Annotated in this window: 8 protein-coding genes; 3 read left to right on the top strand and 5 right to left on the bottom strand. The window is 70.9% G+C overall.

Annotated elements, in window-relative coordinates; all coding sequences use genetic code 11:
- Positions 1–115 precede the first annotated feature (115 nt).
- The 3 genes from AX737_RS00275 to pyrE form a co-directional block, all read right to left on the bottom strand.
- Positions 116–745, bottom strand: a complete 630-nt coding sequence (locus AX737_RS00275; protein WP_066918076.1) for an NYN domain-containing protein — start codon at positions 743–745, stop codon at positions 116–118.
- Between the two features lie 246 nt (positions 746–991).
- Entirely contained in the window at positions 992–2,101 is a 1,110-nt protein-coding gene (locus AX737_RS00280) for an FkbM family methyltransferase (protein ID WP_082772792.1), read from the bottom strand.
- Positions 2,102–2,522: 421 nt separating this feature from the next.
- Positions 2,523–3,152 (bottom strand): orotate phosphoribosyltransferase, encoded by a 630-nt coding sequence (gene pyrE, locus AX737_RS00285; protein ID WP_066918078.1) that lies wholly within the window; start codon positions 3,150–3,152, stop codon positions 2,523–2,525.
- A 244-nt stretch (positions 3,153–3,396) separates the two neighbouring features.
- Between pyrE and AX737_RS00290 the strand changes: the two genes are divergently transcribed.
- Positions 3,397–4,674: an MATE family efflux transporter gene (locus tag AX737_RS00290; RefSeq protein ID WP_082772793.1), complete on the top strand. Its 1,278-nt coding sequence runs from the start codon at positions 3,397–3,399 to the stop codon at positions 4,672–4,674.
- Positions 4,675–4,683: 9 nt separating this feature from the next.
- Here AX737_RS00290 and AX737_RS00295 read toward each other — a convergent pair whose 3' ends face one another.
- Entirely contained in the window at positions 4,684–5,076 is a 393-nt protein-coding gene (locus AX737_RS00295) for a hypothetical protein (protein ID WP_066918080.1), read from the bottom strand.
- Positions 5,077–5,273: 197 nt separating this feature from the next.
- On the opposite strand from AX737_RS00295, the gene AX737_RS00300 reads away from it, so the two are divergent.
- Complete coding sequence (locus AX737_RS00300) at positions 5,274–6,158, top strand: CoA ester lyase (protein ID WP_066918086.1); 885 nt, start codon at positions 5,274–5,276, stop codon at positions 6,156–6,158.
- A 52-nt stretch (positions 6,159–6,210) separates the two neighbouring features.
- Here AX737_RS00300 and AX737_RS00305 read toward each other — a convergent pair whose 3' ends face one another.
- Positions 6,211–7,431, bottom strand: a complete 1,221-nt coding sequence (locus AX737_RS00305; RefSeq protein ID WP_066918082.1) for a TetR/AcrR family transcriptional regulator — start codon at positions 7,429–7,431, stop codon at positions 6,211–6,213.
- A gap of 398 nt (positions 7,432–7,829) precedes the next feature.
- Here AX737_RS00305 and phaZ point away from each other — a divergent pair, with 398 nt between their 5' ends.
- Positions 7,830–9,038 (top strand): polyhydroxyalkanoate depolymerase, encoded by a 1,209-nt coding sequence (phaZ, locus tag AX737_RS00310; protein ID WP_066918084.1) that lies wholly within the window; start codon positions 7,830–7,832, stop codon positions 9,036–9,038.
- Positions 9,039–9,139: the final 101 nt, after the last annotated feature.

The following is a 9,139-nucleotide window of genomic DNA, read 5'->3' on the forward strand; positions in this document are numbered from 1 at the left end:
TGTCCTGATCCGTCATACCCCTCACCCCAACCCTCTCCCTATGGGAGAGGGGGCAGGGCGCGGTTCACCGCACGCCGCCGAACCCAGCAACCGGAGGTTGTGTGAGGGAGCCTACTTACTCCCCGTCCGCCTGATCGCCGGCCTGACGGATGCCGTAGCGGCTCTCCAGGCCGGGATTGCCGCGCGGCCCGCGATCGACCGGGGCGCGGGCCGGGCGCTCGCCGGGGTCCCGGCCGATCTTCGGCATCAGCGAGGCGAGGTCGACGAACTCGTCGGCCTGCCGGCGCAGCTCGTCGGCGATCATCGCCGGCTGGGTCTGGATGGTCGAGATCACGGTGACCCGCACGCCGCGCCGCTGCATCGCCTCGACCAGCGAGCGGAAGTCGCCGTCGCCCGAGAACAGAACCATGTGGTCGATGTGGGGGCTGAGTTCGAGCGCGTCGATCGCAAGCTCGATATCCATGTTGCCCTTGAACCGGCGCCGGCCCATCGAATCCGTGAACTCGCGCGCGGGCTTCGTGACGACGCGGTAGCCGTTGTAGTCAAGCCAGTCGATCAACGGGCGGATCGAGGAGTATTCCTGATCCTCGACCATGGCCGTGTAGTAGAACGCCCGGATGAGATTGTCGCGGCTCTGGAACTCCTTCAGCAGGCGCTTGTAGTCGATGTCGAAGCCCAGCGCCTTGGTGGTGGCGTAGAGATTGGCGCCGTCGATGAAGAGCGCGCTGCGTTGGAGGAGCGACATAAAATGTTGAGCCTTCTCGGAATAATATCTTATCGCGTGACATAAAATTCTAGTTCGGCAATGTCGAACAACCTCAAGTCATAATTGATTGATGTGGCGCCCATGCGTTCGGATCGGGCGATCCGCCGCATCGAATCTTGTTCGGATAGTTGGGCTTCCGCGCGGCATCGCTGATCGACTTGCCGCATCGAGCATGGCGCCCGCCGACGCGGCAAGTCAAGTACGGTCCGTCCCGCCGCGGACGTCTCAGGCGACCGCCTTCGCGGCGCCGCGCTTGATCGCGCAGATCAGCGGCGCGGCATCGATGCGCGCGGGATCGACGGCCTCGAAGCGGACGGGTTGCGCGCGCCAGGGCGCGAGGACGTTCAGGGGGCGCTTCAGCGTGAAGAAGCCGTCGTAGCCCGCGTCGAGGAGGATGCGGCTGCAGGCCTGTCCGTCGGCGCCGGACAGGGCCTCGTAGAACACGACCGGCGCGTCCCGTTCCAGGATCCGTCGCGCGCCGAGGAGAACCTGGCGCTCGTGGCCCTCGACGTCGATCTTCATCAGGCTGACGCGGCTGCGCGGGCCCTGCGCGTCGAGGAGATCGTCGAGCGGGGCGACCGGGATGGTCACGGAGCGCGCCTGCCAGTCGATGTCCTCGCCGAGCCGGGCCCAGCCGAGCAAGCCCGCGGTCGGGACCTGAAGGGAGGCCGTACCCTGCCGGTCGGACGCACCCGAGCAGATCGGCGTCACCGTGCCGACGTCGGCCAAGCTGAGATTGGCCTTGAGGATATCGAACGTCAGCGGGTTCGCCTCGACGGCGAATGTCCGCTCGAACCGCGCGCCGTAGCGGATACTGTAGATGCCGATATTCGCTCCGACATCGACGAAGCTTCCGGTCCAGTCAATGTCCTCGCCGATGGCGCCCCGCGGATCGGCGAGGATGAAGTCGAACCCCTCGATCTCGCGCGACTCGAAATGGCCGGTGGAGATGATGCGGTGGCCGATGAGGTCCGAGGATGAGACGATCATCGGCGTGCCGAACATGCCCTTGCGCAGGGAGCGGCGCTGCAGGGCGCTGACGAGGCGGTACAGCGCCTCGTCGAGTGCCAGGGACATCAGCGATCGACCGCGTTGCTGCGCCACGAACACATTCACCTCCACCGTTCCAACCCCATGCCGACGCTGGGTCGCGCCGGGCATTCGGCCGCTCGAACCGCTTGCGAGGCGAATTCTGGCGGGGGATTCGATAATGGATCGTGCCCGCATCTCCGGTGAATAGGCCGTTTCGACTCGGATAATTAATATCCACCGTCGAACGTTCGCGTCCTTGCAGATCTCATACCATTTACGATTGATTTGTTCGGTCTGACGCATCGTCTCAGGACGAAGCGCGGGTCCCCTCTCCTGTAGGGCAGGGCGATCGCATATGGCGACGGCCGCTTTCCTGCCGTCATCCCGGGGCCGCGAAGCGGAACCCGGGATCCATGAACACCGAAGCGCCAGAACGAGATTCTACGATGTTCCTGGATTCCGGGTTCGCCCGCGGCGCCCCGGAATGACGGCGGAGAGAACCAAAGCGCCATATGCGATCGCCCTGCCCATAGGGAGAGGTCTGCTTTCGCAGAAAGCCGGGTGAGGGGTATGAGGCTGCCGGAGAAGGCACGGTGCTGAACGCGCGTCGATGGTGTGCGCAGTTCTGGGGCGTCATACCCCTCGCCCCAACCCTCTCCCTATGGGGAGAGGGGGCACGGCGCGGTTCACCTCACAGGGCCGAACCCATCGACCGGAAACCGTGTCAGGGCTGCGGCATCGCCCGGCTGCCGGGCTTCACGGCCGGAATCGCGGCAAGGTCCGGGGGCAGGGCGTCGGCCGGATAGGCCGGGATGTCGAGGGCGACGAGCGACACGAGCGGCACGCCGATCTCGCCGCGGCCGCCCGAGCGGTCGATCAGGCAGGCGGCGCCGACGATCTCGCCGGGCTCGCCCTGGATGGCCGCGAGGCATTCCCGCGCGGAGAGCCCCGTGGTGACGATGTCCTCGACGATCACCGCGCGCTGGCCCGCCGGGATCTGGAAGCCGCGCCGCAGGGTGAAGGGGGCGCCGGGCTCGCGCTCGACGAAGATCGCCCGGGCGCCGAGATGGCGGGCCGTCTCGTAGCCCGGCACGATGCCGCCGATGGCGGGCGAGACCACGATGTCGATCCGCCCGAACCGGGCCTGGATCGCCGCGGCGAGCGCCCGGCAGAGCCGTTCGGTGCGCGGCGGCTCGGAGAAGATCGCCATCTTCTGGAGGAAGACCGGCGAGCGCAGGCCCGAACTCAGGATGAAGTGGCCTTCGAGCAGCGCGCCGGCGTCGCGGAACTCGGCGAGGACGGCCTCGGGCGTGAGGGCGCCCGCGGTCTCGGCGGAGGTCGGGGCAGAGGTCATCGCGCGGCGCTCCGGTGGTCGGTGGCTCGGACTGGGTGCTGGGGCCGGCTTGTGGCAGCGGGCCCCGGGAGGCGCAAGGCTGCCGTCCGATCCGCGCACGCCCGAATCGCGGCCGTTCCGCTAACCTCGGGTGTCGTCCGCCGGGAACCGACCCGTGTCCCCATCCTTGTCCGCTCCCTCGTCGGCTCCCTCGTCGGCTCCCTCGCCCGTGAACGGGCGGCGCGTTCTCGCGCTCGCGCTGCCGATGACGCTCGCCAACATCACCACGCCGATGCTGGGCTTCGTCGGAGCCGCCGTGATCGGACGGCTCGGCGACGCGGCGGCGCTCGGCGCCATCGCGCTGGGTGCCGTGATCTTCGACGCGATCTTCTGGTCCTTCGGCGCGCTGCGCATGGCCACCGCCGGGCTCACCGCGCAGGCCGTGGGCGCGCGGGACGCGGCGGAGGTCGACCGCGCACTCGCCCGCTCGCTTGCCGCCGGCCTGCTCGCCGGCCTCGCCCTCGTGGTCCTGCAGGTGCCGCTGGCCGCGCTCGCCGTCGCGATCAGCGGGGCGAGCGCGGCGGTACAGGCGGGGCTCGCCACCTATTTCCACATCCGGATCTTCTCGGCGCCCTTCGTGCTGGCGAACTTCGCGGTGCTGGGCTCGGTGCTCGGGCGGGGGCGCACCGACCTCGGGCTGCTGCTTCAGGTCGCGATCAACGCGGTGAACATCGCGCTCACGCTCGCTCTCGTGCTCGGGCTGAACCTCGGCATCGCCGGGGCGGCGCTGGCCACGCTCTGCGCGGAGGCCGCCGGGCTCGTCCTCGGCCTCGCCGTGCTGCGGCGCCTCGGTGCGCGACCCTTCCGGGTGCCGCTCGCCGACATCCGCGATCCGGCCGCGCTGCGCCGCACGATCGCCGTCAACCGCGACGTGGTGATCCGCACGCTGGCGCTGGTGGCCGGCATCGTCCTGTTCTCGGCGCTGGGCGCCCGCCAGGGCGACGCGGTGCTGGCCGCCAACGCGGTGCTCTGGAATCTCTTCCTGATCGGCGGCTTCTTCCTCGACGGCTTCGCCACCGCGGCGGAGGCCCTGTGCGGGCAGGCGATCGGCGCGCGGGACGAGGCCGATTTCCGCAAGGCCGCCCGCCTGAGCCTGCGCTGGTGCCTCGGCTTCGGCGCCGGGGTGAGCCTGATCGCGCTCGGGCTCGGCCACGCCTTCGTCGATTTCGTGACGACGAGCGCCGATGTGCGCGCGGTGGCCTACCGCTACCTGCCGCTGGCGGCGCTCGCCCCCTGCGTGGCGGCGCTGCCCTTCGCGTATGACGGCATCTATATCGGCGCGACCTGGACCCGGGCGATGCGCGACCTGATGCTCGGCGCGCTCGTCGCCTACTGCGCGACGCTGGCGCTGGTACAGGGCCTCGGCCTCGGCAATGCCGGGCTCTGGCTCGCCTTCCTGAGCTTCCTCGCCGCCCGCGGGATCGGCCAGGCGTTGGCCTATCCGGGCCTCGCGCGCCGGACCTTCGACGGGGCGCCCGCCTGAAGCCGCGCCTCAGCGCGGGTCGGTCCAGCGCCGTCCGGCCGATCCCGTGCTCGCCGGGCGGGCGCTCGCCGGCGCGGGCTCGGCGGAGACGGTCGGCGAGAGGGTGGGACTGAGGGCCCGCTGCGGCGCCGTCCGCTGCGCCACGGGCCGGACGGGGAGGGCGCTGCGGCGCGCGCGGGCCCGGCGATAGCGGCGCGGCCGCTCCGTCGAGGCGCCGACCACGCCGCCGACGATCGCCCCCGCCACGGCGCCGATCGGCCCGCCCACGAGGGCGCCCGCCACCGCGCCCGAGCCGACGCCGACCGTGGTGTTGCTGGCGGCGGCCGCGGGCCGTGCGAGCGGCGCGGCCAGCAGGGCGGCGAGGAACGCGGTTCGCGCGAGGCCGCACAGGATCGTCTTCATGGCAATACCCCCTGGTGTCGGGGGCGCCCTTGCGGGGCGAAGGTGGCCGGAGCGTGGCCGCGACCGCGGGGTCGCGCACGGCCCCCGCGTGTCAATCGATGCCGATTCTCGAGCCTCCGACCTCTGGCCGGTGGCGCCGACGGAGCATTGCACTATGGTGCAGCGCACAGAACAACCGCCCCGCGCAGGGAATGCCGATGACCGACCTCCGCCTCCGCCGCAGCGTCCTCTACATGCCGGGCTCGAACGCCCGGGCCCTCGAGAAGGCCAGGACGCTGCCGGCCGACAGCCTGATCCTCGACCTCGAGGACGCGGTGGGGCCCGAGGAGAAGGAACTCGCCCGCGAGCAGGTCTGCGCCGCGGTCAAGGGCGGCGGCTACGGCGACCGGGAGCTCGTGATCCGCGTCAACGCGCCCCAGACGCCCTGGGGCGAGGCGGATCTCCGCGCCGCGATCGAGGCGGGGCCGGACGCGATCCTGATGCCGAAGGTGTCCTCGCCGGCCGTGCTGGAGAGCATCGCCAACCACCTCGAGGCGCTCGACGCCCCCGAGGACATCGCCGTCTGGGCGATGATCGAGACCCCGGCGGCGATCCTGAACATCAAGGAGATCGCCCAGGCCCGCCGCGACCGGCGCACCCGGCTGACCTGCTTCGTGCTCGGCACCAACGATCTCGCCAAGGACACCTGGGCGCAGCTCGTGCCCGGCCGTGTCCCGATGCTGCCCTGGATCATGTTCGCGCTGGCGGCGGCCCGGGCGGAGGGGCTGACCATCCTCGACGGCGTCTGGAACGACATCTCGGACGTCGAGGGCTGCCGGGTCGAGTGCCGCCAGTCGCGCGACCTCGGCTTCGACGGCAAGACGCTGATCCATCCCAACCAGCTCGAGCCCGCCAACACCTCCTTCGCGCCGACCGAGGAGGAGGTGCGCCGCGCCCGCTTGGTGATCGACGCCTTCAACGCGCCGGAGAACGCCCGCCGCGGCGCGATCAAGCTCGAGGGCCGGCTCTACGAGCGCCAGCACATCGGCATGGCCAAGCGTGCGGTCACGTGGTCGGAGGCGATCGCCGCCAAGGGCTATTGAGCAGGCGCTCGGGGGCGAAGGTCCGGGGGGCGCGGTCGGGATTCCCCGCACCTCACCCCGCCGTCAGGATCCCGAGGAAGAGCGGGCGCGCGAACAGGTCCGCCGCGTTGTCCGGGCCGACCGAGGGGCACCAGCGCGGCAGGTCGCAGGCCGCGTCGACCGCGCTGCTCACCACCTGGGCGGCGATCGTCGGATCGACCGGGCGGATCGAGCCGTCGGCCACGCCGTCGCCGATCGGGAAGGCCAGACGCTCCCAGAGCCGGCGGAGCTGCGCCGGAACCTCGGCCCGCAACCCCTCCGGCAGCGCCCCGACCGCCGCGCAGCGCAGGAGCGGTCCGCCCGGGTCGAACTGGTGGCGGATCAGCGCCCGGGCGCAGTCGGTGAGGCGGTCCCAGCCCGGCCCGCCGCGCGCCTCCGCCGCCGCCTGCTCGGCACGCAGCACCGCGAAGGTGCGCGCGAAGCAGCTGGCGACGAGGTCGTCCTTGTTGTCGTTGTGGTGGTAGAACGAGCCCTTCGTCACGCTGAGCCGGGCCGAGATCTTCTCGACGGAGGCGCCGCGGTAGCCCTCCTCGTTGATCAGTGCGGTGGCCGCGCGCAGGAACGGCTCGGTCGGGCCGCCCGGCGCCGGCACCAGCGGAGGGCCGGCCGCGGACCAGCGGCTGTCCGGTCCGGCAAGGCCCGCGAGCAGGATGTCGGCGACCCGCTCGGCCACGCGGCCGTAATCCTGGGGCTCGTAGCGGTCGATCCAGAGGCGCGCCGTGTGCACCACCGAGAGCACCAGGTGGGTCCGCGCGCCGCGCGCCGCGCGCCCGAGATCGGCGCGTTCCGGCACGAACAGGGCGCGGGCGCGGCGGAACAGGTCGTTGTAGGCCGCGAACACCGCCTCGCTCTGCGGGCTCGGCAGGGCCATCAGGTCGCCGAGCCGGACCTGCGGCCGCTGCCGGCCGGCCTCGATCGCCGCCAGATCGCGGAAGTAGGCGGCCAGGAAGGCGCCGAGCCGCGCGGCCGGATCGCCCGCCCCTTCGGCGGCGTCGAGCAGGCCCGTGTGCCACTCCAGGCTGCGCAGGTAGCAGGCCGCCGCGAGGTCCTCCTTGCGGCGGTAGTAGTAGGTGATGCTGTTGGTGACGAGGCCGACGCTGGCCGCGACGTCCGTGAGCGCCGTCCCGCGCACCCCGCGCGCGTTGAAATGGCCCACCGCGGCATCCAGGATGGCCTGGCGCTTGGCGGCGTAGCGCTTGGTCACGCGCGGCGCTGGGGCGACCCTGTCTGTCATCGGCTCCGGTTGAGCATGTCGGGGCGGTGTCGGCAAGGCGCGCACGATCGCGTGAAACTGAGCCGGCACGCCGCGCGTTTTCGAAAGCACGGTATCGTTCCGGAACCGGTCGGTCGCGGCCGTTCCGGACCGCCGCCGCGCGATCCCCCGTCGTTTCCCGGGTCGCAGTGGGGAGGTTTCCCCCTCCGCGGCGGCCATTCGGGGAAACCGACATTGGACCAAAGGCTGATGCGTCAAAACCACATTGGGCGGACATTCCGATTTTTTGTGGTTGCGGTCCGTCAGCTCGGCCTTAACCTGACTCTCCCATGCTGATGCTGCCGACCACGGCGTTCGCGCCGAATCCCCAAGCCGTGCCGGCCCTGGCTGCCGGAGGCGCCCCGCCGAGTGCTCGTCCCATGCTGTACGACGCGTTCCAGGTTCAGTCGGATCTCGCCCAGCAGACGCGCGCCTGGGGGCAGGTGCTGCACGACGCGGTCTCGCCCTGGGCGGCGCTCGGCGGCCCGCTGAGCTGGTGGTCGGCCGGCGCGCAGATGATGATGCGGGCGGGGATGAGCTTCGCGCGGCCGAGCTTCGGCCTCGACAGCGTGCGGGTGGGCAATCGCGATGTCCCGGTGGTCGAGGAGGCGGCCTTCGCGACGCCCTTCGGCACGCTGCTGCGCTTCCGCAAGGACGTGGAAACGCCCCAGCCGAAGGTGCTCGTCGTCGCCCCCCTCTCGGGCCACTTCGCGACGCTGCTGCGCGGCACGGTCCGCGCCCTGCTGCCCGACCACGACGTCTACGTCACCGACTGGCACAACGCGCGCGACGTGCCGCTCTCGGCCGGGCCCTTCGGCTTCGACGACTACGTCGAGCACCTCGTGCGCTTCATGGGTGTCCTGGGCGAGGGCGCGCACATGCTCGCGGTCTGCCAGCCCGCCGTGCAGGCGCTGGCCGCCGCCGCCGTGATGGCCCAGACCCGCGATCCCGCGGCGCCCCGCTCGCTGACCGTGATGGCCGGTCCCGTCGATTGCCGGATCAACCCGACGGTCGTCAACGAACTCGCCACCTCGAAGCCGATCTCTTGGTTCGAGCAGAACCTGATCGCCACGGTGCCGCGCCGGCACAAGGGCGCGGGCCGGCGGGTCTATCCGGGCTTCATCCAGCTCTCGGCCTTCATGTCGATGAACATGAAACGCCACGTCGACGGGCACACGGACCTGTTCTGGCACAAGGTCAACCGCGAGGCCGACAAGGCCGCCGCGATCGAGAACTTCTACGATGAGTACTTCGCGGTGCTCGATCTGCCGGCGGAGTTCTATCTCGAGACGGTCCGCACCGTGTTCCAGGACTACACCCTGGCGAAGAACCAGCTCACCTTCCGGGGCGAGCCGATCGACATGGGCGCGGTCCGGCGCACCGCCCTGATGACGGTCGAGGGCGAGCGCGACGACATCTGCTCCGTCGGCCAGACCATGGCGGCCCACGACCTCTGCACCAGCCTGCCGCCGCACATGCGGACGCACCACCTCCAGGCGGGCGTCGGCCATTACGGTGTGTTCTCCGGCAAGAAGTGGGAGCAGCAGATCTACCCGCAGGTGCGCAACTTCATCGCCGCGCACGGGTGATAGGGTTTCCGGTCGATGGGTTCGGTTTGACGCATCGCCTCAGGTGGAAGCGCGGGTCCCCTCTCCCATAGGGAGAGGTCTGCTTTCGCAGAAAGCCGGGT

Origin of the sequence: Methylobacterium sp. CCH5-D2, assembly GCF_001556475.1 — a bacterium.
GTDB classification, from domain to species: Bacteria; Pseudomonadota; Alphaproteobacteria; order Rhizobiales; family Beijerinckiaceae; genus Methylobacterium; species Methylobacterium hispanicum.

What these genes read in the sequence shown, in the direction of transcription:
- AX737_RS00275 (WP_066918076.1), bottom strand. Translation starts at nt 745, where the DNA reads ATGTCGCTCCTCCAACGCAGCGCGCTCTTCATCGACGGCGCCAATCTC.
- AX737_RS00280 (WP_082772792.1), bottom strand. Translation starts at nt 2,101, where the DNA reads ATGCGTCAGACCGAACAAATCAATCGTAAATGGTATGAGATCTGCAAG.
- pyrE (WP_066918078.1), bottom strand. Translation starts at nt 3,152, where the DNA reads ATGACCTCTGCCCCGACCTCCGCCGAGACCGCGGGCGCCCTCACGCCC.
- AX737_RS00290 (WP_082772793.1), top strand. Translation starts at nt 3,397, where the DNA reads ATGACGCTCGCCAACATCACCACGCCGATGCTGGGCTTCGTCGGAGCC.
- AX737_RS00295 (WP_066918080.1), bottom strand. Translation starts at nt 5,076, where the DNA reads ATGAAGACGATCCTGTGCGGCCTCGCGCGAACCGCGTTCCTCGCCGCC.
- AX737_RS00300 (WP_066918086.1), top strand. Translation starts at nt 5,274, where the DNA reads ATGACCGACCTCCGCCTCCGCCGCAGCGTCCTCTACATGCCGGGCTCG.
- AX737_RS00305 (WP_066918082.1), bottom strand. Translation starts at nt 7,431, where the DNA reads ATGACAGACAGGGTCGCCCCAGCGCCGCGCGTGACCAAGCGCTACGCC.
- phaZ (WP_066918084.1), top strand. Translation starts at nt 7,830, where the DNA reads ATGCTGTACGACGCGTTCCAGGTTCAGTCGGATCTCGCCCAGCAGACG.